General features: G+C 61.3%; 25 protein-coding genes and 1 pseudogene. 3 read left to right on the top strand and 23 right to left on the bottom strand.

What is annotated here, in order from left to right; all coding sequences use genetic code 11:
- Entirely contained in the window at nucleotides 1–2,205 is a 2,205-nt protein-coding gene (locus K0U62_00325; GenBank protein ID MCH9799960.1) for a polyribonucleotide nucleotidyltransferase, read from the bottom strand.
- Nucleotides 2,206–2,371: 166 nt separating this feature from the next.
- Nucleotides 2,372–2,641, bottom strand: a complete 270-nt coding sequence (gene rpsO, locus K0U62_00320; GenBank protein MCH9799959.1) for a 30S ribosomal protein S15 — start codon at nucleotides 2,639–2,641, stop codon at nucleotides 2,372–2,374.
- Between the two features lie 166 nt (nucleotides 2,642–2,807).
- Between rpsO and K0U62_00315 the strand changes: the two genes are divergently transcribed.
- Nucleotides 2,808–4,019, top strand: coding sequence for a DUF1211 domain-containing protein (locus K0U62_00315; protein MCH9799958.1), 1,212 nt, complete (start codon nucleotides 2,808–2,810; stop codon nucleotides 4,017–4,019).
- Here K0U62_00315 and K0U62_00310 read toward each other — a convergent pair.
- The 8 genes and pseudogenes from K0U62_00310 to K0U62_00275 all read right to left on the bottom strand — a co-directional run bounded on the left by K0U62_00310 (nucleotide 3,988) and on the right by K0U62_00275 (nucleotide 11,325).
- The gene (locus K0U62_00310) at nucleotides 3,988–4,956 is read right to left on the bottom strand and encodes a bifunctional riboflavin kinase/FAD synthetase (GenBank protein ID MCH9799957.1); all 969 of its coding nucleotides are present in this window, start codon (nucleotides 4,954–4,956) and stop codon (nucleotides 3,988–3,990) included. The two genes, K0U62_00315 and K0U62_00310, sit on opposite strands and share 32 nt — an antisense overlap.
- Nucleotides 4,953–5,888 (bottom strand): tRNA pseudouridine(55) synthase TruB, encoded by a 936-nt coding sequence (gene truB / locus K0U62_00305; GenBank protein MCH9799956.1) that lies wholly within the window; start codon nucleotides 5,886–5,888, stop codon nucleotides 4,953–4,955. Before truB ends, K0U62_00310 begins: the two co-directional genes overlap by 4 nt.
- Nucleotides 5,885–6,331 carry a 30S ribosome-binding factor RbfA gene (rbfA, locus tag K0U62_00300; GenBank protein ID MCH9799955.1) on the bottom strand — a complete coding sequence of 149 codons (447 nt, stop codon included), beginning with the start codon at nucleotides 6,329–6,331 and terminating at the stop codon, nucleotides 5,885–5,887. The genes truB and rbfA overlap by 4 nt, the downstream gene beginning before the upstream one ends.
- A 15-nt stretch (nucleotides 6,332–6,346) precedes the next feature.
- Nucleotides 6,347–6,642: pseudogene (locus K0U62_00295) on the bottom strand (DUF503 domain-containing protein).
- Between the two features lie 12 nt (nucleotides 6,643–6,654).
- Nucleotides 6,655–9,432 carry a translation initiation factor IF-2 gene (gene infB / locus K0U62_00290; protein ID MCH9799954.1) on the bottom strand — a complete coding sequence of 926 codons (2,778 nt, stop codon included), beginning with the start codon at nucleotides 9,430–9,432 and terminating at the stop codon, nucleotides 6,655–6,657.
- Nucleotides 9,433–9,538: 106 nt separating this feature from the next.
- The gene (locus K0U62_00285; protein MCH9799953.1) at nucleotides 9,539–9,805 is read right to left on the bottom strand and encodes a YlxR family protein; all 267 of its coding nucleotides are present in this window, start codon (nucleotides 9,803–9,805) and stop codon (nucleotides 9,539–9,541) included.
- Nucleotides 9,806–9,844: 39 nt separating this feature from the next.
- Nucleotides 9,845–10,849, bottom strand: a complete 1,005-nt coding sequence (gene nusA / locus K0U62_00280) for a transcription termination factor NusA (protein ID MCH9799952.1) — start codon at nucleotides 10,847–10,849, stop codon at nucleotides 9,845–9,847.
- 17 nt (nucleotides 10,850–10,866) lie between these two features.
- Nucleotides 10,867–11,325 carry a ribosome maturation factor RimP gene (locus K0U62_00275; GenBank protein ID MCH9799951.1) on the bottom strand — a complete coding sequence of 153 codons (459 nt, stop codon included), beginning with the start codon at nucleotides 11,323–11,325 and terminating at the stop codon, nucleotides 10,867–10,869.
- Nucleotides 11,326–11,417: 92 nt separating this feature from the next.
- Here K0U62_00275 and K0U62_00270 point away from each other — a divergent pair, with 92 nt between their 5' ends.
- A complete protein-coding gene (locus tag K0U62_00270; protein MCH9799950.1) occupies nucleotides 11,418–11,873 on the top strand; it encodes a hypothetical protein in 456 nt (151 codons plus the stop codon).
- Nucleotides 11,870–12,442, top strand: coding sequence for a ferritin-like domain-containing protein (locus K0U62_00265; protein MCH9799949.1), 573 nt, complete (start codon nucleotides 11,870–11,872; stop codon nucleotides 12,440–12,442). The genes K0U62_00270 and K0U62_00265 overlap by 4 nt, the downstream gene beginning before the upstream one ends.
- 93 nt (nucleotides 12,443–12,535) lie before the next feature.
- On the opposite strand, the gene K0U62_00260 is transcribed toward K0U62_00265, so the two are convergent.
- The 13 genes from K0U62_00260 to tsf form a co-directional block, all read right to left on the bottom strand.
- Nucleotides 12,536–12,850, bottom strand: coding sequence for a fibronectin type III domain-containing protein (locus K0U62_00260; GenBank protein MCH9799948.1), 315 nt, complete (start codon nucleotides 12,848–12,850; stop codon nucleotides 12,536–12,538).
- A gap of 155 nt (nucleotides 12,851–13,005) precedes the next feature.
- Nucleotides 13,006–13,455 carry a hypothetical protein gene (locus tag K0U62_00255; GenBank protein ID MCH9799947.1) on the bottom strand — a complete coding sequence of 150 codons (450 nt, stop codon included), beginning with the start codon at nucleotides 13,453–13,455 and terminating at the stop codon, nucleotides 13,006–13,008.
- 440 nt (nucleotides 13,456–13,895) lie between these two features.
- Nucleotides 13,896–15,401 carry an FAD-dependent oxidoreductase gene (locus K0U62_00250; GenBank protein MCH9799946.1) on the bottom strand — a complete coding sequence of 502 codons (1,506 nt, stop codon included), beginning with the start codon at nucleotides 15,399–15,401 and terminating at the stop codon, nucleotides 13,896–13,898.
- A gap of 138 nt (nucleotides 15,402–15,539) precedes the next feature.
- On the bottom strand, nucleotides 15,540–17,288 hold the full coding sequence (locus tag K0U62_00245) for a proline--tRNA ligase (GenBank protein MCH9799945.1): 1,749 nt from the start codon (nucleotides 17,286–17,288) through the stop codon (nucleotides 15,540–15,542).
- A 112-nt stretch (nucleotides 17,289–17,400) separates the two neighbouring features.
- On the bottom strand, nucleotides 17,401–18,264 hold the full coding sequence (locus K0U62_00240) for a GNAT family N-acetyltransferase (GenBank protein ID MCH9799944.1): 864 nt from the start codon (nucleotides 18,262–18,264) through the stop codon (nucleotides 17,401–17,403).
- Nucleotides 18,261–19,412 (bottom strand): flavodoxin-dependent (E)-4-hydroxy-3-methylbut-2-enyl-diphosphate synthase, encoded by a 1,152-nt coding sequence (gene ispG / locus K0U62_00235; protein ID MCH9799943.1) that lies wholly within the window; start codon nucleotides 19,410–19,412, stop codon nucleotides 18,261–18,263. Before ispG ends, K0U62_00240 begins: the two co-directional genes overlap by 4 nt.
- Before the next feature lie 40 nt (nucleotides 19,413–19,452).
- A complete protein-coding gene (locus K0U62_00230; protein MCH9799942.1) occupies nucleotides 19,453–20,763 on the bottom strand; it encodes a site-2 protease family protein in 1,311 nt (436 codons plus the stop codon).
- 22 nt (nucleotides 20,764–20,785) lie between these two features.
- A complete protein-coding gene (gene dxr / locus K0U62_00225; GenBank protein ID MCH9799941.1) occupies nucleotides 20,786–21,955 on the bottom strand; it encodes a 1-deoxy-D-xylulose-5-phosphate reductoisomerase in 1,170 nt (389 codons plus the stop codon).
- On the bottom strand, nucleotides 21,952–23,064 hold the full coding sequence (gene rlmN, locus K0U62_00220; GenBank protein ID MCH9799940.1) for a 23S rRNA (adenine(2503)-C(2))-methyltransferase RlmN: 1,113 nt from the start codon (nucleotides 23,062–23,064) through the stop codon (nucleotides 21,952–21,954). Before rlmN ends, dxr begins: the two co-directional genes overlap by 4 nt.
- Nucleotides 23,061–23,921, bottom strand: a complete 861-nt coding sequence (locus tag K0U62_00215) for a phosphatidate cytidylyltransferase (GenBank protein MCH9799939.1) — start codon at nucleotides 23,919–23,921, stop codon at nucleotides 23,061–23,063. Before K0U62_00215 ends, rlmN begins: the two co-directional genes overlap by 4 nt.
- Nucleotides 23,922–23,923: 2 nt before the next feature.
- Nucleotides 23,924–24,481 (bottom strand): ribosome recycling factor, encoded by a 558-nt coding sequence (gene frr, locus K0U62_00210; GenBank protein MCH9799938.1) that lies wholly within the window; start codon nucleotides 24,479–24,481, stop codon nucleotides 23,924–23,926.
- Between the two features lie 36 nt (nucleotides 24,482–24,517).
- Nucleotides 24,518–25,288, bottom strand: coding sequence for a UMP kinase (gene pyrH / locus K0U62_00205; protein MCH9799937.1), 771 nt, complete (start codon nucleotides 25,286–25,288; stop codon nucleotides 24,518–24,520).
- 10 nt (nucleotides 25,289–25,298) lie between these two features.
- Nucleotides 25,299–26,114, bottom strand: a complete 816-nt coding sequence (gene tsf / locus K0U62_00200; GenBank protein MCH9799936.1) for a translation elongation factor Ts — start codon at nucleotides 26,112–26,114, stop codon at nucleotides 25,299–25,301.
- Between the last annotated feature and the right edge of the window lie 9 nt (nucleotides 26,115–26,123).

Here is a 26,123-nt window from a genome sequence, read left to right as displayed (position 1 = left end):
TTACTGCGCCGTCTCGGCCGATTCCTCGTCATCCAGCACTGGGGCCAGCGACAGCTTGCCGCGGTCCTGGATTTCCTTGATCTCGACCTGGACCTTCTGGCCCACCGACAGCACGTCATCCACGGAGTCGATCCGCTTGCCGCCGACCAACTTCCGCACCTCAGAGATGTGCAGTAGGCCATCTTTGCCGGGCATCAGGGAGATGAAGGAACCGAAGTTCATGTTCTTCACCACGGTGCCGAGGTAGCGTTCGCCGACCTCCGGCATCGCCGGGTTCGCGATGTTGTTGACAGCAGTGCGAGCGGCCTCAGCAGCCGACCCATCAGCAGCCCCGATGTAGATCGTGCCGTCATCTTCGATGGTGAGCTCAGCACCAGTGTCCTCTTGGATCTGGTTGATGATCTTGCCCTTCGGCCCAATCACTTCACCGATCTTGTCGACCGGGATGTTGATCGCGATGATCCGAGGCGCATGCTCTGACATTTCTCCGGGAGCCTCAATGGCGTCGGTCATGACGCCTAGGATCGTGGTCCGAGCCTCCTTGGCCTGGGTCAGCGCACCGGCCAAAATGCTGGCGGGGATACCGTCCAGTTTGGTATCGAGCTGCAAGGCGGTCACGAATTCCGGCGTGCCGGCGACCTTGAAGTCCATGTCGCCGTAAGCGTCCTCGGCACCCAGAATGTCGGTAAGCGCGACGTATTCGGTCTCACCATCGACAGTGTCGGAGATCAGACCCATGGCGATACCCGCCACCGGAGCCTTCAGCGGCACACCCGCGTTGAGGAGTGACAGCGTTGAGGCACACACCGAACCCATCGAGGTCGAACCGTTGGAACTCAGCGCCTCCGATACCTGCCGGATGGCGTAGGGGAAATCTTCCCGGCTTGGCAACACCGGCATCAGGGCACGCTCGGCTAGCGCACCATGGCCGATCTCACGACGCTTGGGTGAACCAACCCGACCGGTCTCTCCGGTGGAATACGGCGGGAAGTTGTAGTTGTGCATGTACCGCTTGCGCGTTTCCGGGTGCAGCGTGTCCAGCTGCTGCTCCATGCGCAGCATGTTCAGCGTGGTCACACCCATGATCTGGGTCTCACCGCGCTCGAACAGTGCGGAGCCGTGCGCCCGCGGCACGATATCCAGTTCAGCAGACAGCGGCCGGATGTCGCTCAAGCCGCGGCCATCGATGCGCACCTTGTCGCGCAATACTCGCTGACGAACAACCTGCTTGGTGAGTGAGCGCAAGGCGGCTTTGATTTCGCCTTCCCGCTCCGGGAACTGCTCAGCGAGTGATGCCACCGTGTCTGCGCTGATCCGATCCAGCTCATCGTTGCGCTCCACCTTGTCAGCGATGGTCAGCGCGGTAGCGAGCTGCTCCTGGGCAGCGCTTTCGACCGCAGTGAAGACGTCATCTTCGTAATCGGGAAACACCGGATACTCGGCAGTCTCCTTAGCGGCTGTGGCTGCCACCTCGCTCTGGGCATCGCACAGCGCACGAATGAATGGCTTGGAGGACTCGAGTCCCTCCGCGACAATCTCTTCGGTCGGCGCGGTGTGACCTTGCTCCACCAACTCAATGGTGGCGTTGGTGGATTCCGCCTCCACCATCATGATCGCGACGTCGTCACCGACTACACGACCAGCGACCACCATGTCGAAGGTGGCTTCCTCTAACTGCTGGTGAGTCGGGAACGCCACCCATTGACCGTTGATCAGGGCCACCCGCACGCCGCCGATCGGACCGCTGAACGGAAGTCCAGCCAGCATGGTGGACATCGAGGCGGCATTGATCGCCACCACGTCGTAGAGATGACCGGGGTACAGCGACAAGACGGTGACCACGACCTGTACTTCGTTTCGCAGACCCTTGACGAATGAGGGACGCAACGGCCGGTCGATCAACCGGCAAGTCAGGATCGCTTCTTCACTGGGACGACCTTCGCGCCGGAAGAACGAGCCGGGGATCCGCCCGACCGCGTACATCCGCTCTTCGACGTCGACCGTGAGCGGGAAGAAGTCGAGATGCTCTTTGGGCTTCTTCGATGCGGACGTCGCCGACAGCAACATGGTGTCGCCGTCGAGAGAAACGACCGCTGAACCACCAGCTTGCCGAGCAAGCCGACCGGTTTCGAACGTAATAGTGCGGGTGCCGTACTCGCCGTTATCAATCACGGCTTCGGCAGAATGAACTTGGGTACCCTCCACGGGCCCTCCTCTGATTTGACCGAGGCTCACCCTGTGGTCGGCCTTCGATCGAGGAGCACGGGCATGGCCCGGGGTCCACCACCGAGGACCGGCATCTTTGTGCGTGGCCCCGGATAGGGATTGGATTATTTAGTTGTGAGTATGTCGTGGGGCAGCCAGTCGCCGATTAGCGGCGGATACCCAGTCGCTCGATCAGTGAGCGGTAGCGCGTAATGTCACGGTCTGCCAGGTAGTCCAGCAAGCGGCGGCGTTGGCCAACCAGCAACAGCAGCCCACGGCGACTGTGATGGTCGTGCTTGTGCTCCTTGAGATGGCCAGTGAGGTCGTTGATGCGCCGACTAAGCAGCGCGACCTGAACCTCAGGACTACCGGTATCCCCCTCATGGGTGGCGTACTCGGTCATGATCTCTTGCTTGACTTCCGCAGACAGCGGCATGTGAACCTCCGGGCGCATCTGGCAATCGAGTTGCGGTTGGTAGTCGCGAATCTCGGGGCGCCCGCCCCAAGACCGTCAAGACGATGGTAACGCATCAGAAGCAAAACTCCGACACGCCACCGGGGGTGCTGCTGACGGCGCCCTAGCGATCCGGGAGAGTATATCCATGCATCGCGCTGATCCCGTCCATACTGAACGTGGCTTCGACCGTCTCGTCAACTTCACTGACGCGGTGGCAGCCATTGCCGCTACGTTGCTGATCTTGCCGTTAATCAGCCGTGTAAGCGATTACAACGGGGATCCGGATGCTGAAAACATCCTGCTGCAGCCGGAGACCTGGTGGCAGGTGCTGTGGTTCGCGCTAACGTTCTGGCTCATTACCCAGTTCTGGTCGACTCATCATCAGATTTTCGAACGAGTCAAGGACTACACCCCACGACTGATGGTGCTGGTGTTCATTTGGCTAGCCGGCATCGTCTTCCTCGCTTTTCCCTCCGGTCTCCTGAACGAAGCATCAGCGAGCAACTTCATCGGACTCATGTATTTCGGTGGCTTAACTGTGGTCACCGTTGCGGCGGCTTTGATGTCCAATTACGTAGCTGATCAGCCGCAGTTACTGATAAATCCCGACCAGGCAAAGGTCAATCAGTGGCTATGGCTTTTCCCGGGACTCTTCGCCTCCATGGGGCTGTTGAGTCAGATCGAATTGACCGCTGACTACGTGTATGTCGGCTTTTTGCTGATTCCGGTTATTAGTGGGATTACCGCGAAACATAATCCGCCCGCACCGCCACACACCGAACGCGGCTTCGATCGAATCGTCAATTTCTCAGACGCTGTCATTGCGATCGCCATCACTTTGTTGATTCTGCCGCTGATTGATGTCGTCTCCGACGCCACCGACAGTGGCGATATCAGCGATTTGGACATAGACGCATTGTGGAAGGGCGGCGCTTTCTTGGTGACGTTCTTCGTGATGGCCCGCTTCTGGTTTGTGCACCATCGGATCTTTGAGACGCTGAAGGACTACTCGCCAAGACTGATCACGTTGTCCTTAATCTGGCTCATCCTGATGGTCTTTTTGGCCTTCTCGGCCGGGTTACAGGGAGAATCCGAGCCAGCAGAAGGTAGTGCGCTGCTCTACCTGGGAACGATGTCACTGATCAACCTGGTTGCATTCGCTATCGACGCCTATGCTCATCGACATCCGGAGTTGCGGACCGACTCGGACGATCAGCGTGCGCCGAGCAAGTTCCCGTTGATCTTCGCGGCGCTGTTCCTCATCATGGGTGTGGCTTCCCTCTTCATCGGCCCATGGTGTTTCCTGGGATTTCTGCTGATGCCGGTCATTGGCCGGATGTGGGCACGTCGGCAATAACCCGGGCAGCAGCCACATCAGCTGCGATCGCGGAGACCAACTGATCTGCTGAGTCGAAGGCCACCATGGGTCGTAGTTGCTGTTGAAAATCTACTGCCACGAACTTGCCGTATAACTGCAGATCATCATGATCGATGGCATGGGCCTCAACCCGCGGCGTGGTGGCCCCGAAGGTGCTGTTGATTCCCACCGAGATCGCGGCTAGGTAACTCTGTGGTTCTACCCCATACGGATCCACGACCAGACTTCCGGCATACACACCGTTACCGGGTCGGCAGTACTCGGCCGGTACGTCGAGGTTAGCCGTCGGAAAACCCAAGAGCCGACCCCGCTGGTCACCCGGAACTACCAGACCCTCACACCGATGCAGCCGGCCCAGCCCTACCGATGCTGACTGGACATCACCGCTGCGCAACAGGTTTCTGATTCTGCTAGAGGACCACACCTCGCCGTCGCGACTGGTGTGAAGCCCAATCGGCTCCACCGAGAAGTCGTAGGTTTTTCCTAACTCTTGCAGCAGGTCGCTGTCCCCTTGCGCCTTTCGTCCGAACCGCCAGTTCTCCCCCACTACAACGTGGGCAGCAGCAAGATCTGCCACGAGGAACTGTTCAACGAAGTCTTGCGGCGAGAGCGCCGCGGTCGCCTTGTCGAAGTTGACGACTCGCACTGCGTCTGCCCCAGCCGCTGCCAGTAACCGAACGCGCAAACCTAAAGTGGCTAGCGCACATGGAGCCTGTTGGGACGCTACTACCGAGCGAGGATGTGGGTCGAACGTCATCACTACCAGCGGCAAACCTGCTCGGTCTGCCGCCGCCCTGGCCTGGGCAATCAGCCAACGGTGACCACGGTGAACGCCATCAAAGACGCCGATACACACCACGGCCCGCTGTGTCGCCTGGGGTCGCGGTGGTCCGGTGATGATGTCGATACCAGTCATGACTCCTCCACCCTGCCAGAGCCGCGTGCGAATGCGGGAATCGCATCCATGGGAACCACCATGGCATACCGATAGCGCCCCTGCTCGACCGTAGCCACTGCCAGCAGATCTCCCTGTTCATTCAGCAAGGCATAGGGTCCGCTACCGGTCCCTATCGTCGGGATGCGCTGGCCCAGTGCCACCGCCCGATCCTGGCCTGTTGGTAGGACAACGCTGGGGAGTACGGCCGTTGCCGCTTCTCCCAATGTGAGCAGTGTCGTTGTTGAACTCACATCGTCGAGGCTGCATGAATCGCTGCTGTGAAATGGTCCAACTCTGGTACGACGCAAGGCGATCAGATGCCCAACTGTGTCTACCGCCTCCGCCAAATCGCGCCCCAACGCCCGGACATAGGTGCCACTCGACACGGTTACGGCGATATCAACGTCGATGACTGGCAGGTCGTCTGCCCTTGCCTCACGCTGCGCCAGGATGTCGAATCGCTGAACTGTGACTGGCCGCTCAGGCAGCTCGACCTCCTCACCGCGCCGAACGCGGCGATAAGCCCGTTGCCCGTCAATCTTGATCGCCGATACCGCCGACGGTCGTTGCAGCAGATCTCCGGTCAGTTGCGCCGCAGCGGCGGTGAGATCAGCAACCGACTCACATCCAGGCGAGGCAGTGGGCTGCCCGTGAGCGTCCTCGGTATCAGTGGCGATACCTAGTCGCACCGTCGCGGTGTAGTCCTTATCGAGCCCCACAAAGTACCTGAGGAGACGAGTCCCCGCCCCGATACCTGTGACCAGCAACCCCGTAGCAGCCGGATCTAGTGTCCCGGCGTGACCGACCTTGCGGAACTGACCGGAACGTTTCACCCGGGAAACGGCCGCCTGACTACTGATACCTGCTGGTTTATCCACCAGCAGCACCCCGTGCCCTGTTGCGACCACTATTGATTCGCTTCCGGTTCCCCGTCCTGCTCGTGCCGGTAGGGATCGACCTCCCCGGCAAACTCAGCTCCGGCGGCCTGCTCGTGGACTCGGGCATCATCGCGAGCTGCGCGGTCTAACAACTCCTCAATATGAGCCGCCGTGGTGGGCAACGCGTCATGAACAAAAGCAATCGTGGGCGCGAACCGTACGCCGGTAATACGTCCTACTTCGGTACGGATCATGCCGGTGGCCGACTTCAGCGCAACCGCGGTATCCGCCTGCTCAGACTCATCACCCATGACGGTGTAAAAAACTGTGGCTTCGCGCATGTCGTTGGTCAGCCGCACGTCAGTCACCGTGACGAAACCCAGCCGCGGATCCTTCACTCGTCGCCCCAGGAGTTGAGCAACAATTTCATGAATGCGATCGGCTAGCCGCCGGACCCGCGCTTCGTGGTCACTCATGAGTCATTCCTCTCTTCACTCCCCGTCCGCCAACCAGAAGATCCGTCGGCCACAACTGAGCAACTCAATCTCCGGTCGCGCGGCGACGAGCTGTTCACAGCGATCGAGCACGTGATCTCAGTGTTGCGTATCAGTAGCGGTCACTGCCACCCCGAGTTGAGCGCGTCGATACAGATCCTGGTCGGCCACTTCCGCGGCCGACACCTCGAAGCTTCGTAGCGACTCCACTATCGGTCGCAGATCATCCGCTTGTGCTTCAGCGAACGAACATCGCCAAGTAATCAGTCGAACTCCATCGCTCCGACAAACATCGACTGCCCCTATTACGTGCGCGGCTTCTCCTGGTTTTCGAAGGTCTCGATCACGTCGCCCTCCTTGATGTCGTTGAAGCTGCCGAGCCCGATGCCGCACTCGTAGCCGTCCCGCACCTCGGTGACGTCGTCCTTGAACCGCCGCAGCGACTCGACCTTGAGATTGTTCGCAACCACAGTGCCATCGCGTACCAGCCGAGCCGAGCTGTTGCGCTTGACCTGGCCACTGCGAACGACACAACCAGCGATGTTGCCAAACTTGCTGGACCGGTACACCTCACGAATCTCAGCAGTACCGAGTTGCACTTCCTCGTACTCCGGCTTCAGCATGCCCTTCAGCGCGGCTTCGATGTCATCCAGCGCGGCGTAGATCACCGAGTAGTACCGGACCTCAACGCCCTCGCGATCAGCCATTTCGCTGGCTTTGCCCTGGGGACGGACGTTGAAGCCGAGAATGATCGCATCGGAGGCGGCAGCGAGCATCACGTTAGTTTCGGTGATGGCACCCACGCCACGGTCGATGATGCGCAGCGATACCTCTTCGGAAATCTCCAGTTTGACCAGTGCGTCTTCCAACGCTTCGACCGAACCGGACACATCGCCCTTGAGAATGAGGCGCATTTCCTGAACTTCGCCCTTTTCCTTCTGGGATAGGAACTCTTCCAAAGTGCGGCGTGGCCGTGCTTTGGCCAGCGCAGCGTTGCGCTCTCGAGCTTGCCGAGTTTGGGCAATCTGACGCGCCACCCGATCCTCGGGCACGACCAAGAAAGAATCACCGGCGCCCGGAACCGACGTCAGGCCAAGCACCTGTACCGGTCGGGACGGTACAGCGCTTTCCAACGCTTCACCGTGCTCGTCCAGCATCGCGCGGACCCGGCCGTGTGCGTCGCCACACACCACCGAATCACCCGGATGCAACGTGCCTCGTTGCACCAGCACCGTCGCCACCGAACCGCGACCGCGGTCCAAGTGGGCCTCGATCGCGACACCTTGTGCGTCTTGATTCGGGTTAGCGGTGAGTTCCAAAGTGGCATCGGCGGTGAGAACGACCGCTTCCAGTAGTTCCTGAATTCCGGTAGCTTGCTTAGCTGACACCTCCACGAACATCACATCGCCACCGAAGTCCTCGGCAACCAAGCCATATTCGGTGAGTTGGGTGCGCACCTTAGTGGGGTCCGCACCTTCCTTGTCCACCTTGTTGACGGCAACCACGATCGGCACCTCTGCGGCTTGCGCGTGATTCAACGCCTCAACCGTCTGCGGCTTCACACCGTCGTCTGCTGCGACCACAAGGACGGCGATGTCGGTGACCTGCGCACCTCGAGCACGCATGGCGGTGAACGCCTCGTGACCCGGGGTGTCGATGAAGGTCAGCGCCCGATCTTCGTCACCGACAGTGGTGTGCACCTGATATGCACCAATGTGCTGGGTGATGCCGCCGGCCTCATCCGAGACCACATCGGCAGAACGGATCGCATCCAACAGTTTCGTTTTGCCGTGATCGACGTGACCCATGACCGTGACAACGGGTGGGCGGGCCGTGAGATCGTCGGAGGAACCTTCGTCCTCACCGTATTCCAGATCAAACTTCTCCAGCAGTTCGCGATCCTCGTCCTCTGGCGACACTATGTCCACTAGATAATCGAGTTCGGCTCCCAACACCTTCAAAGTGTCGTCGTCAACGCTTTGCGTGGCGTTGACCATTTCACCCAACTTGAGCATGACGGTCACCAAATCCGCGGGACTGGCGTCGATTCGCTCCGCGAAATCAGTCAGTGAAGCACCGCGGGGCAACCGCACGGTGGCGCCGTCACCCTTGATGACACCTACGCCACCAATGGTGGGCGCTTCCATGTTGTCGAATTCCTGACGCTTTGCGCGCTTGGACTTGCGGGCACGAGTCTTGCCACCGGGTCGGCCGCGACCACCGGGGCCACCGGGACGACCACCGGGACGACCACCGGGACCACCGGGACCTCCGCGGGGAGGACCAAAACCGCCGCCGGGGGCGCCACCGGGCCCGCCGCGGTAGTTGCCACCACCGCCGCCACCCGGACGACCGCCGGGACCGCCGGGACGACCACCGGGACCGCCGGGACGACCACCTTGGCGCCCACCGGGACCGCCGGGGCGACCGCGACCACGTTCTGGGGCGCGCATCTGACCTGGATTCGGACGGGGACGCGGTGGCATGGAGCCAGGCGTGGGAGCAGCACCCGGACTGGGTGCGTTGCCGGTGTAGGGGTTATTGCCCGTACCGCTGCGTGGCGTTCGGGTAGGGGCATTGCCAGAGAACGGGTTGTTGCCCGGCGTCGGCGAAGGGCCACGACTGGGCTTGGGTTTGTCCGGCGCTTCCGGTGCCGCGGCGTCGGCCGCTGGTGCGCTGGCTTCCGCTGCCGGTGCGCTGGCTTCCGCAGCGGGCGCTGGGGCCTGCTCGACGGGGGCCGCTTCCTTGGCCGCAGGCACCTCCGGCTTCTCCGCTGCCGCTGGTTCTGCCTTCGGCGTTGGTTCGGCCTTCGGCCGCAGCGTAGCGCTACCACCACTCGGGCGGCGGGTGCTGCTGCCAGCCGGCGGCCGCCGAAGGGTGCTCCCCGAGGCGGATCGACGCGCTGGCTTGTCGCTGGCGGGCTTGTCACCGCCAACGGCATCGCGCAGTTTGCGCGCTACCGGAGGTTCAACGGTGGAGGAGGCAGACTTGGCGAACTCGCCAATCTCCTGCAACTTCTCCAGGACATCTTTACTTTCGAGTCCGAGCTCTTTAGCGAGCTCATAAACCCGGACCTTAGACACTTTTCTCCTGTCTCGGCCCGGGGATCCGAGCCGTCAACGCTGGTTTGTTTGCTTCATGATGAGGAACTCATCGGGTGCTCATCTCGTTCTCCCGAAGCTCTGACGGTTATTGGCTCTGCAGTAGCACCGCTACGGCCTCCGTCGACAGTGGACCCGAGATCCGTAAGGACCGAGGGAAAGCCCGCCGCTGAATCGCCAACCGCAGGCACTCCGACCGAGGGTGCAGATACGCACCTCGACCAGGCTGTCGAACGGGACCATCCGGAACCAGATCGGAACCGACGGCGACCACTCGCAGTAAATCAGCCTGTTGAGCCCGTTGTTTACACCCGACACAAGTCCGGGTGGGGCCTAACTGACTGATCTCGGGCAAGTGTAGCCCCTTCTTCCGCTTTGCTGACAATCCGTGGCGCTACGGCGTCCGTGGCGCCGCTGCCGCGTCGTCACTGGGGTTCTGATCGGAGCGGATATCTATGCGCCAACCGGTCAACCGAGCCGCTAGCCGTGCGTTTTGTCCTTCCCGGCCGATTGCCAACGACAACTGGTAGTCGGGCACGATCACGCGGGCCGCTCTCGCCGCGGGATCAGTGACAATCACTTCACTAACCTTGGCTGGCGACAGCGCGCTGCCGATGAACTTTGCCGGGTCGGAGTTGAAATCGACGATGTCGATCTTCTCTCCGTTCAATTCCGCCATCACCTGCCGCACCCGCTGGCCCATGGGACCAATACAGGCTCCTTTGGCATTGACTTCATTGGAGGTGCTGGACACCGCGATCTTGGTCCGGTGCCCGGCTTCCCGAGCGATGGCATCAATCTGGACGACCCCGTCGGCGATCTCGGGTACTTCCAACGTAAATAGATGGCGGACCAAGTCAGGATGGGTTCGACTCACCGTGACCAGCGGCCCGTGCATGCCCCGACGTACGGACACGATGACGGCCCGGATGCGTTTGCCGTGGCTGTAATCCTCACCGGGTACTTGCTCGGCTGGCGGCAACACTCCTTCGAGGTCCTTGCTGAGTTGCACCTTGATGCCGCCGGACTCGTTGGACTGTTGCACGGTGCCGCCGACGATCTCACCGGCTCGCCCGGAGAACTCGTCGTAGGTGATATCGGAGGTGGCTTCCCGCAGGCGCTGGGTCAACACCTGACGCGCAGTGGCAGCCGCCACTCGGCCAAATCCTTCCGGGGTGTCGTCGTATTCGCGAAGCTGATTGCCGTCCTCATCGGATTCAATCGCCAAGACCGTGACATGCCCGGTCTTGCGGTCCAGTTCTACGCGAGCTTGTGGCTTGGAGCCAGGCTGATGGTGGTAGGCGCTCAGCAGCGCCTCCTCGATGCTGGCTACTACCAAGTCGAACGAGATGGAGCGCTCGCGCACTAAACTACGCAATGCGTCTACATCGATATCCATAACTTCTCCTCCACCACTCAGCGCTTCTTCAGCTCGATCTGCACTACGGCCCGTTTCACATCGGCGTAGCTGACCGACTGTTCACTGCCCGCGACGTCCAACACCGCATGGTCGTCGTCAGCGGAAACGATTCGCCCCAGTATCGGATCTCCCTGCAACGGAACCACTCGGACCAGACGGCCCGCATTGCGTTGCCAGTGTTTTGGCACGCTCAATGGTCGGGAAACCCCGGGGCTGGTCACTTCGACCACATAGGAACGCTTGCCCATGACACCGGACTCGTCCACCACCTGTGAGACCGACCGGTTAATGTCCGCGGACTGATCGAGGGTGAGGCCACCGTCACTATCTGCGGTGACTTTGACCACGGGGCGATCCTTGTGCCCCACAACGGCGACATCCTCAAGATCTGCGCCGTGGGATTTCACCGGTTCTACCAAGAGTTCGCGCAACCGGGCGATGAGTTCGTGACCCATACGGTCCTCCTTCGCACGCGGTGCGCCCCTTGTTCAGTTTCCTGGCTACTGCACCTTAGGGTAGTGGTTCGGTTCTTTCCTCTGGAGCATGCATGGAGATTTCCCGCCGAGCGGTCCTGCTTGCGGCTGCGGTTGCCCCGGTAGGTGTGGTCGCCGCATGCGGTGGTGACGACTCCGGTCCGCCACCACCAGAAGACCTGGATCAACAGGCACGAGAATCCGCCGCCCAGTCCGAGTCGGAGTTGATTGCGGCCTATCGTGCCGCCGCAGCCAACAATCCTGATCGAGCTGTCGAGCTGGAGTTCTTGGCCAGCCAACACGAGCAACACTTATCGGCGCTGTATCCCAACGGTGACGGGCCAGTTCCCGCTTCCCCGGTAGGCCAGGCACCGGGGCTGTCGGCATTGCGCAAACTCGAGCAAGCGGCGGCGAAGCAGCGCACCAGCGCCGCGGTGTCGGCCGCTGATGTGGCCCTGATCGCGACACTGGCTCGGATTGCAGCGTCGGAGTCGGGTCATGCCGCCTACTTGGCGAGGACTGGCGCATGAGCGAAGGCACTTGGCGCACCATTGCTGAGGGAGAAGCTGCAGCGGTGTACGCCTACGGCATCCTGATCCCCCGACTACCGTCGGGCGAACGTCCGACAGCTAGGGATGCGCTGATCTTTCATTCCCGGCAGCGCGACGCAGCCATCGCAGAGCTGGCAGCCATGGGGGTTGCGATCGAATTACCGATCGTTTTCGAGATTCCCTTCGCCATCAAGACCGCTGACGATGCTGCCCGGCTAGCCGCCATCGTGGAGAACCGGCTAGTGAACATCTACTGCACCGTGGCAGCCGTATTCTCCGGCGATCAGCGACGTGATCTTGTGGCCACTGCCCGTGCTGACAGCGCTCGGGCGGTGTTCTGGGGGCAACGCCCCGAGGCCTTCCCCGGCACCACTGATCCAGTGATGAGTCCGATCGGGAAAGATGACCAGCCACCGCAGCCGCAAGGCGAAGAATCGCCCGACACTTCTCCCACCGATCCGCCACCGGTGACAGAGCAACCCGCACCGGAGTCGCCGGCACCGGCGCCGACCGGAACCGGTGGCGACGGCGCCGCCATCGTCAACTAGCAGGCAGTCCCGGTAGCAACAGACATTGTTGTCCCATCCTCCCGTTGAACTGCACTGCCCGTGTCGTGGCGTTAGTCGCAGGAAGGCCCGGTGTTAGCCGTTGCCCGGTTTGGTGGGGATGCCCTTGCGGTCAGTCGTGAACCTCACCGATCGTTTCGGACCATGAACATCTTCGGACCAGGCGCGTACCTGCACCTTGTACTTCGTGTTCGGCGAAAGATTCTTGTAAGTGCGGGACACCCAGCCGTTCAGGTTCGGCTGCGGATTCCTACCTGACCACTTCTTCCAGCTTCCCTTCCTCTTGATCCGAGTCTGATACTCAGTGATCGTCACCTCACCCTTCGGCCGCTTCCACTTCACCTGCGCCTTCTTCGCAGTCAACTTCTTCGCCGGGGCTTTCAGTGACAATCACTTGATAACCAAGTTCTTGAGTACCCAACACGTTGTTCGGTTCATCAGCGCGCGCTTGAGACGTAGAGAAAATGTTAGCGAAAACCCCAAACTTGTCAGGGGTGGCTAACTGCACCTCCTAATAGCGTCTGCCCTCACTCGAAACACGCACGTCAATGGTGTCCTTGTTCTGTAGGGTGCCAGTCGGCCTGCAAAATTGGCCCCCCCAAGTCTTCGAAAAGGAATTTCCCTGTTTCTACTGCTCTGTAGTCAAGGGAGCGGGACGTCATCTTGACATCAAAGATGTAACACCCACCGGCAGCAGTGATTTGCCTGCATGTCACTGACGTGCCCTTCGAAGGCATCCCCGGCCACGCCGCCGCCTTACCCCACAAGAAAATACCCCCGACGTCAAAGAGCTCACCGGCGTTGGCCGCCAACTCATCCTCCGTATAGTTCAACTCAACACTTTGAAACGACAACTTCCCGGAACTAGCAGCGATATAGAGGTCAAACTTATCGAGTGTCGGTTCCCATCCTTGAGATTCAGCGTTCGCGGCACCAGACACTCCACCCATCACAGCAACAGCCGCAACCAGGGCCACCGCAAATAGTTTTTTCATCTGATGCCGCTTCCTTCACTTCAAGATATGCACTAGGTTCACCGTGAACGTGACGAGTGACCACGAACGCCTGGATGAGAAACCTTCACCAGGGCCGTTCTCCTCACGGTCTGTGCTCGCTACCCCACGCACGCTCCCTATCCCCACATCCGTCGCTGCACCACGAAATCGACCCTCCCCCCACCCCAGTCCTCAGCAAGAAACGGACAACCCGGACATACCGGTCACGCGTGCATCGTGCAGTTCGCGGCCGTGGCTCCTTCGTCCAACGCCGGGCTGAGGAATCCACTTCTGTGTGGAACTGATCATCTTCAGTCGCCCTCGCTCTGCCCGCTTGGAGAACGACGCATGCTTCAGTCTTGATGAGTCACCAGCAAGAACGTACAGGTGCAGGCGGCAGCCCCCGCCAAAGGTGAAGCCCCGATGCGCCCCCCGGGGGTCTAGCCGTCGGTTCTGTAGTCGGCTCGGTTGATGGCCTTTGCTGCTGCGTTGCCGCTTTGCACAGCGCCCTCCATGCTGGCGTACTTCGTTCCGGCGTATTCCCCCGAAAGGTGAAGTCGTCCGATGGGCTGGCGTAGTGCGGACCAGAAAGACGTGACCTGCCCGGGAGCCCAGGCTGCGTTGAGACCTGGTGAGTACTGGTTGGTCGTCCAATCGAATGACGTTGCTTTCCCTGATGGGTTGGCGGGGACGCCGGGGAAGATCCGGGCGAACTCTTTTTGGCAGCGTTCGATGGTGACATCGGGATCAGCGTCGACAGTGATTTCGTTGGCTCCTGGGCCGGTGCTGAAAAAAGTGATGATTCCGCTGGTGCCAGCCTCGTTGAGTGTGGAATCCCAGGTGGAGCCGATGGGCTCATCAGAAGAGACCAGGCCGGAGTATCCGCCTTCCCGCCAGACCCGGTCTGGGTATTGCACCTGGGTGGACGCACACGGGCCATAGCGGATTTCGCTGGCAGCGCGGGCAACCGGCTCTGGTAGCCCTGGCTGGATGTCGATAGCGGCCAGGGCCGGCAGCGGCACGGCAATGACAGCTGCGTCGGCTTGCACTGTCCCCCCTGGGACACCGACTTCGACTCTGGTGCCATCGTCAACGACGTAGTCCACCGGAGAGGACATCCGGAACTTGTCCTGACCAATGCGCGATGCAAATGCGTTCACCAGCTGGGAGTTGCCTCCCTGGATCGGCGCGACCGTTGCGCCACGAGCCGGCTGCACTTTCGTGAAGTAAGCCGCGGCCTGCACTGCAGCCAGCAGCGAGACATTCTGCGGCCCCACGGCACTGTAGGCCACGTCATTGCCGATCAGGAACTTTGTGCGGCGATCCAGATTCAGATCCGCAAGGAATGACGCCAAGGACTGTGAATCCAAGCGTTTGGCATCCGGGGCTCTTTCGGGTCGAGCCAGATTCTTGATCGTGCCGGCTAGCTCATCAATGGCCTCGTAATACCGGCTCAGATCCTTGCCCACGACTCCGTTGTCCCGGGACTCGAACGCGTCGCGCGTCGTCAGCGTGGACCCGTAGAACACGCCAGGCGCAAGCTGGGCAGCATCCGGAGCTGGTGTTTGGACACTCAGTCCGAAGTCAGCAATGTATCGGCGCATGCGCAGGTCGTTCGCACCCACATACTCGGCACCCGCGTCCACATACTGGCCGTCACTCCAACCATCAGTAAGTGTGAGTACCTTGCCGCCGAGGCGATCAGTCGCCTCAACAACTCTGACGTTCCATCCCGTGCGCGTCAGTTCATAGGCGGCAGCCAGCCCGGCAAGTCCCGCGCCAATGATGACTACCGAACGACTCTTGGCGTTGAACTGCGAGTCAGCGGTTGATATTTCAGACTCGCTGCAGCCGGCGAGGACTCCCCCGGCCGCGATAACTGAACCCCCGACGGCTACCGCCGAGGCGGCGCCGCGCAGAAACTCGCGTCTGCTCAGATCTGTCAACGGCCTCACACTCTCGAGGAACAGTGGGCGTCGAGCTGAATGCTGCGCTTCCGCCCGTTCATGGAGATACGCGGGAGTCTAGTGACGCTTCCGCAAGGATTTCTCGCGAAGTTCCGCGCCGGGCGCCCGGTCAATGGGCTAGTTCCCCGTGAGTTCGGCGACCGCATTCGCCACTGGGAGTCGCCGCCGGTCCCCGGTTCGGCGATCCTTAACCTCTATCTCACCGTCCGCCAGTGCTTTGCCAACTATCACGATCGTGGGGATTCCCAGCAGTTCGGCGTCGTTGAACTTCACACCGACCGACACCGACTTGCGATCGTCGATCAGGACTCGCATGCCGGCAGTTTCGAGTTGGGTCGCGAGATCTTCGGCTCCAGCAATGATGTCGTCTTTTTTGCCAGCGACGACGATATGGACATCCGCAGGCGCTACTTCCCGGGGCCAGCACAATCCGGCCTCGTCGTGGCTTTGCTCCGCGATCGCCGCCACTGCCCGGGACACACCAATGCCGTAGGAGCCCATGGTGACTGTGACCAACTTGCCGTTCTCGTCCAGCACCTTCAGGTCCAACGCTTCGGCATATTTGCGGCCTAGTTGGAAGATGTGACCGATCTCGATGCCACGCTCGATCTCCACTGCCCCACCGCAGCGTGGGCAGGCATCCCCAGCTCGCACCTCGGCAGCTTCAATGGTGCCGTCGGGGGTGAAGTCCCGACCGGCCACCAAACCGAACACGTGGTGGTCGGCCTGATCAGCGCCGGTCACCCATGCGGTGCCCGTGACCACCCGCGGGTCCACTAGGTACTGGATCCCCGCGGCACTGTCTGCGCCCAAAGCACCAGGGCCGATATATCCACGCACTAGCGCGGGGTGAGCAGCGAAGTCGGCCTCCTCGAAAGGTCGTACCTCCGCTGGCGATACAGCTGCTTCGAGTCGCTTCATATCGACTTCCCGATCACCGGGGACCCCGACGACCAGTGGACTGCTTTCACCGTCGGGGTTGGTCAGCATCACCACTACGTTCTTCAACGTGTCCGCAGCCGTCCACGATCGATCCGAACGCTGCAAATCCTCCCGGTCGTTGGCCATGTCAACCAGCGTCTCGATGGTTTCAGTTCCGGGAGTATGCGCCACCACGGCTGCTGGCACACCGTCAGTCGAAAGCGGCTGCGGTGCGGGTATGGTGACCGCCTCGGTGTTCGCGGCATAGTCGCAGTTTGGGCACCGCACAAAGGTGTCCTCACCGTACTCACACGGCGCTAAGAACTCTTCCGACGCCGATCCACCCATCGCACCTGACATGGCGCTGACGATGACGAAGTCCAAACCGAGTCGCTCGAAGGTGCGGATGTAGGCCTCACGGTGAGCGTCGTAACTGGCTTGCAGCCCGGCGTCGTCCACGTCGAAGGAGTACGAGTCCTTCATCACGAACTCGCGGCCGCGCAAGATTCCCGCGCGGGGGCGCGCTTCGTCGCGGTACTTGTTTTGGATCTGATACAGCGACACCGGAAGATCTTTATAGGAAGAGAACTCCTGCTTCACCATCAAGGTGAACATCTCTTCATGCGTGGGACCCAGCAAGTAGTCGCCGCCCTTGCGGTCGTGCAATCGGAACAGCGTGTCGCCATAGTCCTGCCAACGTCCGGTGACCGTATACGGCTCCTTGGGTAACAGCGCCGGGAAGTGCACCTCTTGGAAACCAGCCGCGTTCATCTCCTCGCGGATGATCCGTTCGACGTTCCGGTACACCTCATACCCCAGCGGCAACCAAGAGAAGATACCCGGTGCGATCCGGCGAACATATCCCGCCCGCACCAGCAGCCGGTGGCTGGGCACTTCCGCATCGGCAGGATCCTCACGCAAGGTGCGTAGGAATAGTTTGGTCATCCGTTGCACGCCGACCTCCAGTTTCGTCGAACCGGTCCAACATACCGGGCGACTCATAGTGGGCTACTCACGCCATACCTGGCTGTTCGGTGTGGGATAGGTGCGGGGTCGGCTAGAACAGCACGCTGGCGAACTCGCCCACGGTCTCGAAGCCAGCGGCCTGATAGGCACGCAGCGCTGGTTTGTTGTACTGGTTGACGTACAGCGAGGAAGCGCGGGAATGTTCCGTCGCCAGTCGCACCACCGCGGCCATGGCCGGTCCTGCTAGGCCGCGACCTCGATAATCCGGATGCACCCACACGCCCTGGATCTGCGCGCACTCGGGCGTTATGGCGCCCAGTTCGGCCTTGAAGATCAACTTGTCGCCGTCGAATCGTGCATAGGCTGCTCCGGCGGCGATGATTTCCGCGACCCGGGCCCGGTAGGCACCTTCAGCGCCGTTGGCGACCGGGGACACGCCCAACTCTTCGGTGAACATGGCGATGAAAGACGGCAGTACTGCTGAGAGTTCCGCCGGTACAACCCGGCGAACCTGCGGGTCTGGTGCCACTGTAACTGGCTGACGAGCCACCATGAGCGGCTGATCGAGCCGCTCCTCCCGCGCTGGTCCCCACGCTGGTTCCAGTAATCGCCACAGTTCCATCACTTCGGCACGGGGTCCGACGATGCAGGAGGATCGGCGGCGGCGTTCACGAAGGTGCCGTGCGAACTCTTGCCGACTGTCCGGGGTGGAGTCGATCGGAATCAGGTTGGCCGACACCATCAGTGCTGAGGTCAACTCGTCACCGACCTGGTAGCCGAGGATGTAGCCGCCCAGCCCGGCCATGGTCAGTCCACCGTCAGCCACCCGAGCGGCGGTCAGACAGTGCGCCACTGGATCGCGCCGCAACAAGGGCAACAACAATCCTTCATCACCATGGCCTAAAAGTCGCAGGGAACCGCGCGTGTCAGCACGGCCCGCTGCAACGGCGGTCATGGGACGACGCCCACCTCAGGGGATCCCGATTCGGCACTGTCCTCGGCGAGGCGCATCGCTTCTTCGATCAGCGTTTCCACGATCTGGGACTCGGGCACGGTTTTAATAACCTCACCTTTGACGAAGATCTGCCCCTTGCCGTTGCCGCTGGCGACCCCGAGGTCAGCCTCCCGCGCTTCACCGGGTCCGTTGACCACACAGCCCATGACGGCTACCCGCAGCGGAGCGGACAACCCTTCCAGCCCGGCGGTCACTTTGTTGGCCAGTTCATAGACATCCACTTGGGCGCGACCACAGGATGGGCAGGACACGATTTCCAGGCCCCGTTCCCGCAGGTGTAGGGACTCCAGGATGGCCCGACCGACTTTGACCTCCTCCACTGGCGGCGCGGACAGCGATACTCGAATGGTGTCGCCGATCCCCTGTGACAGCAGCGCCCCGAACGCCGTCGCGGACTTGACGGTGCCCTGTTCCTTAGGTCCAGCTTCAGTGACGCCCAGGTGCAGCGGGTAGTCACATTTCTCCGACAACAGCCGGTATGCCTGGATCATCACCACCGGGTCATGGTGCTTCACGGAAATCTTGAGGTCGCGGAAGTCGTGCTCTTCGAACAGCGAGCATTCCCAAAGCGCTGATTCGACGAGTGCTGCTGGGGTGGCTTTGCCGTATTTCTCCAGCAGCCGCGGGTCGAGCGAACCGGCGTTCACACCAATCCGAATCGGGGTACCGACATCTTTCGCTGCGCGGGCTATTTCGCCGATCTTGTCGTCGAACTTCTTGATGTTGCCCGGGTTCACCCGCACCCCTGCGCAACCGGCGTCCAGGGCGGCGAACACGTACTTAGGTTGGAAATGTATGTCGGCGATCACTGGGATAGCGGACTTGCGGGCAATAATCGGCAGCGCCTCGGCATCGTCAGCGCTGGGCACTGCTACTCGCACTACCTCGCATCCGGTAGCTGTCAACTCAGCAATCTGCTGCAATGTGGAATCCACGTCCGCAGTGACTGTGGTGGTCATGGACTGCACTGAGATCGGCGCACCACCGCCCACTTTCACCGGATGAGTGGGGTGGTGCAGCGTGATTTGCCGAGTCGGTCGCCGTTGCGCGAGGCTCGGCGTGGTGGGGGTTCCCAAGTCTATGGTCACAAGTTCTCCTGTTCCCTCACCATTATGGCCCCTAGCGCGCTTAACCGCCCAAGGTGATCGGCTTGACGATATCGGCCCAGATCACCATGCTGCCCACCAAGATCAATCCAATGGCCACGGTGTAGGTGAGCGGCAGTAGTCGAGCAGTGTCCACCGGGCCCGGATCGGGCTGGCCTTTACGTCGTGCCCGCCGTCTGCGAATACCCTCGACCACTGCCGCGGCGGCGTGTCCGCCGTCTAACGGCAGCACCGGCAATAGGTTGAACAAGAAGAGGAACAAGTTCAGCGAGGCCGCTAGTCCGAGGAAGGAACCGATTTTGGCCTCCGGTGGAACTTCAGCAGCGGCAATCTCGCCACCCAGCCGACTCACGCCGACCACACTCACCGGGCTCTCCACTGAACGGTCACCGTTGTTGACTAGCGTCCCACCAAGTTCCCAGAGCCGCTGCGGCATGGTGACCAAAGCTCCTACTGATAGTGAGGTGATATCCCACATGTAGGCGGGTACTGCGCTGATCGGTTGGTTTTCGTATTCGATCTGCGGGCGCACGCCGAGGAACACCCGCTGCTCGGTCTCGCCGGTGGGGTTGCCGGCGTTGTCATAAAGCGGATACGGCACGGTCTGCAGATTCACTGCGAATGATTCGGTCTGCCCGTCACGTTCCACCACCACCGTGGCTGCTCCGCGCGCCGATTCCAGCGCTGGCGCTAGATTTTCCCAGGAGTCGACTGGCTCGCCGTTCACACTGACGATTCGGTCGCCCGCGGTGATACCTGCGGCTGCCGCGACAGACGCCGCGCCGTCGCAGTTCCCCTCAGCGTTGGGGACACCGTTGGGGTTGGAGGCGGTGGGCACACAGGCCACGGCATCAGCGACAGTCGTGGAGGGTTGCGGCAGGCCGACGGCCACCAGCATGGCACCGAACAGCACGATGGCAAGGAATAGGTTCATAAAGGGGCCGGCGAGCATCACCACAATCCGCTGGCGTACCGGGAGTTTGTAGAAAACTCGGTCTTCATCCCCTGGCCCGACCTCGGCCAGCGATTGTCGCCGGGCATCGCGGACCAGTTCCGCCATTCGGCCGGCGCGTGGGGGCGAGCCCTCCTTCTCCGGCGGGTACATCCCGATGATTCGGACGTAGCCACCCAGTGGGATCGCCTTTATGCCGTAGGTGGTTTCGCCACGGACGCGGGACACCACGGTCGGCCCGAAGCCGATCATGAACTCAGTGACTTTGGCGCCAAACCGGCGGGCGGTGCTGAAGTGCCCCCACTCATGCAACCCGATGGAGAGCATGATCAGGAAAAGCAGCAGGAGGATGCCACCGACATTTGCCCAAAACTCAGCCATGTCACCCTCCTGTTCGGATCAGTTAGCCACTGATGACTTGTTCCGCCGTCCGGCGACCCCACTCATCTGCGGCTAGGACGTCTGCGACCGTTAACTCGTTCCCGTCCGCGGCCGCACCACCATTGTCATACATATCGACAACACGCGAAACCGTCTGAACAATCCCGGGGAACGGAATTTTTCCCGCGAGGAAGGCTGCGACGGCGATTTCGTCGGCGGCGTTGAAGATTGCTGGCGCTACTCCGCCGGCTTCCGCGACCCGGCTGGCGAGTTGGATTGCCGGGAATACCTCATGGTCGACCGGTTCAAAGGTCCACTGGGTGGCCTTCGTCCAGTCACAAGCAGGGGCGGCTTCCGGTACCCGATCAGGCCAGGCAAGACCGAGGGCGATGGGTAGCCGCATATCGGGTGGGCTTGCCTGCGCGATGGTGGAGCCATCACAGAACTCGACCATTGAATGCACCACTGACTGCGGGTGTACGACGACTGCGATCCGGTCCAGCGGCACATCAAACAGCAGGTGCGCCTCGATCAGTTCCAGTCCCTTGTTGACTAAGGTGGCGGAGTTAATCGTGACCAGCGGCCCCATGTCCCAGGTCGGATGATCCAACGCTTGTGCGGGCATGACCGCCGCTAGCTGCTCGCGACTCCAGCCCCGAAACGGTCCGCCGCTGGCGGTCAAGATGAGCTGGCGCACCTCAGCTGCGGTGCCACCGCGAAGCGACTGGGCGAGTGCCGAATGTTCCGAATCCACCGGCACGATCTGACCGGGCGCCGCCAGTTTGGTCACGACCGGACCGCCGATAATCAACGACTCCTTATTGGCTAGTGCCAGGGTGGTGCCTGCGGTGAGTGCGGCCACGGTGGGTGCCAACCCTGCAGCCCCGGCAATGCCGTTGAGCACCACGTCAGCGGGCCGCGCGGCCAGTTCCGCGGCCGATTCGGGTCCGGCAAGGACTTCCAGCGCAGGGAATGCCTCCTGCACCTTATGTGCAGCAACCGGGTCACTGACTGCGACCGTTGCTGGCTGTAGTGCTTCGGCTTGGGCCAGGAGTTCGGTGAGCCGACTACCAGTGGCCGCCAGGCCAACAACATCGAATCGATCCGGATTGCGGCTGATGACATCGGCGGCCTGAACGCCGATGGAACCCGTGGCACCCAGGCTGATCACCCGCCGCACCTGCTGGGTCATTGCTGGACCGCCGCTAGCTGGCCACAGGCACCATCGATTTCCCGACCGCGCGTGTCGCGCACGGTGGTGCTGATCCCTGCCGCCCGCAGCCGAGCAACGAACTCTCGCTCATCTTTCGGGTCCGAAGCCGTCCACTTTGAGCCTGGAGTGGGATTCAATGGGATCAGGTTGACGTGCGCGAGGCGGCCTTGCAGCACCTCGGCCAGCCGGTCTGCCCGCCAGGCGTGGTCGTTGATGTCGCGGATGAGCGCGTATTCGATGCTGTAGCGCCGACCGGTACTGGCGGCGTAGTGGTCGGCCGCGGCCAAAACGTCCGCGACTGGCCAGCGGTGATTGATCGGCACCAGCGAATCGCGCAGTTTGTCGTCGGGGGCATGCAGTGACAGTGCCAGCGTGACCGGGAGTCCTTCATCGGCGAGTTGGCGCATCCGCGGTACTAGCCCGACCGTAGAGACGGTGACGGAACGCGCGGACATATCGAAACCGGCCGGAGCCGGGTCGATGATGCGGTGCAGTGCTGCGACCACGGCGCGGTAGTTGGCCAACGGCTCCCCCATTCCCATGAACACGATATTGCTGAGTCGTCCATTGCCGCCGATATCACCATTGGCGGCTGCCAGCCGGGCTCGTCGCACTTGTTCCACGATCTCGGCAGTGGTCAGATTGCGAGTCAGACCTTGCTGGCCGGTGGCGCAGAACGGGCAGCCAATCCCGCAGCCAGCCTGCGAACTGATACAGGCGGTGACTCGATCGGTGTAGCCCATCACTACGCTTTCCACCAATGCGCCACCGTGGAGCCGCCAAACGTTCTTGACGGTGCGGCCGTCATCGCAAGTGACTGTGGTGACTTCACTGAGCAGCTCCGGAAAGAACTCCTCGCGGAGTTGTGCCGCGAGAGTTTTGGACAGATCAGTCCAGTCCTCGGGAGCCGCGGAATCGCGAGCGAAGTAGTGCCGACTCACTTGGTCGGCCCGAAACTTCGGCAGACCCGCGGCAATCATGGCCTCCGCCCGCTCCACCTGATCTAGATCAGCCCAGTGCCGGGGTGGTTTGATCGCTCGAGAGCGCTCCGAACTGGTGATGCCGGCGAGCTGCAGTTCCTCGGTCATGTGCTGGAGAGCAACAGCGTGAACAGAAGCCAGGAGACAAAGGCGTTGGGGATCAGCGAGTCGAGTCGATCCATCAGGCCACCGTGGCCCGGCACGACTGAGCCCATGTCCTTAATGCCGAGATCTCGCTTTATGCCGCTTTCGATGAAGTCGCCGGCAGTGGCAGTCGCTGCCATCACCCCACCGGTGATAGCTCCTGCCCACCAGGGAGCGCCCAAGAGCCAGGTGAACAACCAAATGCCGATGAGCATTTGGAACACGACTGAGCCAGCGAACCCTTCCCAAGATTTCTTCGGGCTGATGTTGGGGGCCATCGGATGGGAACCGAAGAGCACCCCAGCGAAGTAACCGCCGATGTCGCTGCTGACCGTCAGCGCGATAAACACAACAATCCGCAAGTTGCCGGCCGGATCGTCCGTCGCCAGGGTGAGCATGGCAAACCCCAGCATCAGTGGCAGATAGGCCGCCACCATGATGTTGGCGGTGGTGTCGCGAACGTACTCGTCAGTCCCTCGAGTGAGTTGAGCCAACATCAGCACAAGCACTAGGCCACCGAAGGTGCCGACCATGGCGGTCGGACCCCACACGTAGGCAGCCACCGATATAACCGCAACACCCACGTACATGATCGGTGCGAAAATGCGGATCCCGCGGGTAGCCATACCGGAGGTGATCTCGCTGACGCCGACACACACCGCAGCAACGCCCAAGACCACGAACAGCAGACCATCCCAGAGCAGTAGGCAACCCAGGGCGACGGCGCCGAGTAAGACCCCGACGGCGATGGCCAACGGAAGATTGCGGCCAGCCTTGCCGTGATCCTTCTTGGCGCCCTCTGCTTCTGCGGTTTCAGCCATAGCTATACCTCGAGAAGTTCGGATTCCTTATGCTGAAGCATGTCATCTATGTGACCGACATGCTTGTTGGTGACGTCGTCAAGGTGTTTCTCGGCCCGCTTCACATCATCCTCACCAGCGTCGCCGTCCTTGATCATCTTCTCTAGGACTTGGTTGGCGCTTCGGCGGATGTTACGAACCGCAATTCGAGCCTCCTCAGCTCGACCTTTGGCCTGCTTCACGTATTCCTTGCGCCGCTCCTCAGTCAACTGGGGCAAGGCCACCCGAATGATGTTGCCATCTGAGGCTGGATTGACGCCCAAGTCCGAGTCGCGAATCACTTTTTCGATGGCATCCATCGCGGACTTGTCGTAGGGGGTGATGACGATCATTCGAGCTTCCGGCGTAGCGAACGATGCCAACTGCTGAATGGGAGTGTCAGTGCCGTAGTAGTCGACCGTCATTTTGTTGAACATCGCCGGATTGGCGCGACCAGTGCGGATTCCCGCAAAGTCATCCCGCGCGACAGCCAGCGCCTTATCCATCTTGTCTTCAGCCTCGAGCAGAGTGTCGTCTATCACCAGTGACTCCTTCGTAGGTCATCTTGACCCATGGGGTCAGTCAATCAGGGTTCCGAGCTTCTCACCACGCACCGCGCGGGCGATGTTGCCCTCCTGCAACAGATTGAACACCACGATGGACAACTTGTTGTCACGGCAGAGGCTGATTGCGGTGGCATCAGCCACCTTCAAATCACGCTGCAATACGTCGTCGTAGCTGAGCTGCTCAAATAGCCTGGCATCGGGGTTGGTGCGGGGATCTGAATCGTAGACCCCGTCTACGCCCTTGGCCATCAACACAATCTCAGCACCGATCTCCAGTGCGCGTTGCGCGGCCGTGGTGTCAGTGGAGAAGTACGGCGCACCTAGCCCGGCGCCGAAGATCACCACGCGGCCCTTCTCCAGGTGGCGCTGTGCCCGTCGTGGGATGTAGGCCTCGGCTACTTGGCCCATGGAAATCGCCGTTTGCACCCGGGTATCGATACCCTCTCGCTCGCAAAAGTCCTGCAAGGCCAAACAGTTCATGACCGTGCCGAGCATTCCCATGTAATCGGCACGGGCCCGTTCCATACCGTGCTCGGACAGTTCCGCGCCACGGAAGTAGTTACCGCCACCAATGACGACCGCTATTTCGACACCACTGCGAGCCACATCAGCGACCTGGCTGGCAATAGAGTTGACTACCCCAGGGTCAACGCCCAATCCCCCGCTCCCGGCGAACGCCTCGCCGGAAAGTTTGAGCAGTACTCTGCGGAAGCCACCAGGTGGCGATTGCGGCCATAGTTCCACGGTGCCTCGCAAGGATGGTTGGTAGGGCGATTCGGCCATCACAGTCAGCCTAGGACTTGCCTACCTCGATAAGCGCGAACGCCGTGACCGAAGTCCCGGCGTCGTCCAGAACTTGGCCGACTGTCTTCTTGTTCTCTTGCACCGACGGCTGATCGAGCAGGACCGACTCCTTGAAGTAGCCCTTCAGTCGACCCTCGATGATGTTGGGCAACGCCTTTTCCGGCTTGCCTTCCTCTCGTGCGGTCGCCTCGGCAATGCGACGTTCGTTATCGACTACATCAACTGGCACGTCATCACGATTCAAGAAGCGGGGCTTCATGGCGGCGATCTGCAGCGCGGTGGCTCGGGCGGCTGACTCGTCGCCGCTGTAACTCACCAGCACACCAATGGCTGGCGGCAAGTCAGCGGAACGGCTGTGCAAGTAGCTGACAACGGCGCCGTCCAGCACCGCAAAGCGACCCAGTTCTAACTTTTCGCCAATGATTCCGGACAGATCAGACACGGAAGCCGCAGCAGTCTTGCCATCGGGCAAAGTCACGTCGGCGAACGCGGCATCATCAGCCGGTCGGGTGGCGTCTACCGCCTCGGCCAGCTGCTGAGCCAGCGCCACGAAGTCTTCGCCCTTAGCGACGAAGTCGGTTTCGCAGCGCAACTCTACGAGTGCATTTCCGTGTTGGGCTACCAGACCGTTACTGGCGGTGCGCTCCGCACCTCGCTTGGCGGCCTTGGCTGCACCCGAGATGCGTAACATCTCGACAGCCTTGTCGAGATCGCCGTCAGCCTCGGTGAGCGCTTTCTTGCACTCCATCATTCCGGCACCAGTCAGATCGCGAAGTTTCTTCACATCGGCAGCGGTAATGGACATGGGATTTCC

Source organism: Actinomycetes bacterium (assembly GCA_022599915.1).
In the GTDB taxonomy this organism is placed as follows: Bacteria; Actinomycetota; Actinomycetes; order S36-B12.
The sequence above is the reverse complement of the archived record's forward strand: the minus strand, read 5'-3'. Positions and strand labels throughout refer to the sequence as shown.

Bases quoted from the DNA above. Each gene is read 5' to 3' on its own strand.
- K0U62_00315 (MCH9799958.1), top strand. From the start codon at position 2,808: ATGCATCGCGCTGATCCCGTCCATACTGAACGTGGCTTCGACCGTCTC.
- rlmN (MCH9799940.1), bottom strand. From the start codon at position 23,064: ATGACCGAGGAACTGCAGCTCGCCGGCATCACCAGTTCGGAGCGCTCT.
- K0U62_00265 (MCH9799949.1), top strand. From the start codon at position 11,870: ATGAGCGAAGGCACTTGGCGCACCATTGCTGAGGGAGAAGCTGCAGCG.
- K0U62_00270 (MCH9799950.1), top strand. From the start codon at position 11,418: ATGGAGATTTCCCGCCGAGCGGTCCTGCTTGCGGCTGCGGTTGCCCCG.
- K0U62_00230 (MCH9799942.1), bottom strand. From the start codon at position 20,763: ATGGCTGAGTTTTGGGCAAATGTCGGTGGCATCCTCCTGCTGCTTTTC.
- K0U62_00255 (MCH9799947.1), bottom strand. From the start codon at position 13,455: ATGAAAAAACTATTTGCGGTGGCCCTGGTTGCGGCTGTTGCTGTGATG.
- dxr (MCH9799941.1), bottom strand. From the start codon at position 21,955: ATGACCCAGCAGGTGCGGCGGGTGATCAGCCTGGGTGCCACGGGTTCC.
- K0U62_00215 (MCH9799939.1), bottom strand. From the start codon at position 23,921: ATGGCTGAAACCGCAGAAGCAGAGGGCGCCAAGAAGGATCACGGCAAG.
- K0U62_00240 (MCH9799944.1), bottom strand. From the start codon at position 18,264: ATGACCGCCGTTGCAGCGGGCCGTGCTGACACGCGCGGTTCCCTGCGA.
- rbfA (MCH9799955.1), bottom strand. From the start codon at position 6,331: ATGAGTGACCACGAAGCGCGGGTCCGGCGGCTAGCCGATCGCATTCAT.
- tsf (MCH9799936.1), bottom strand. From the start codon at position 26,114: ATGTCCATTACCGCTGCCGATGTGAAGAAACTTCGCGATCTGACTGGT.
- pyrH (MCH9799937.1), bottom strand. From the start codon at position 25,288: ATGGCCGAATCGCCCTACCAACCATCCTTGCGAGGCACCGTGGAACTA.
- K0U62_00245 (MCH9799945.1), bottom strand. From the start codon at position 17,288: ATGACCAAACTATTCCTACGCACCTTGCGTGAGGATCCTGCCGATGCG.
- K0U62_00310 (MCH9799957.1), bottom strand. From the start codon at position 4,956: ATGACTGGTATCGACATCATCACCGGACCACCGCGACCCCAGGCGACA.
- nusA (MCH9799952.1), bottom strand. From the start codon at position 10,849: ATGGATATCGATGTAGACGCATTGCGTAGTTTAGTGCGCGAGCGCTCC.
- K0U62_00275 (MCH9799951.1), bottom strand. From the start codon at position 11,325: ATGGGTCACGAACTCATCGCCCGGTTGCGCGAACTCTTGGTAGAACCG.
- rpsO (MCH9799959.1), bottom strand. From the start codon at position 2,641: ATGCCGCTGTCTGCGGAAGTCAAGCAAGAGATCATGACCGAGTACGCC.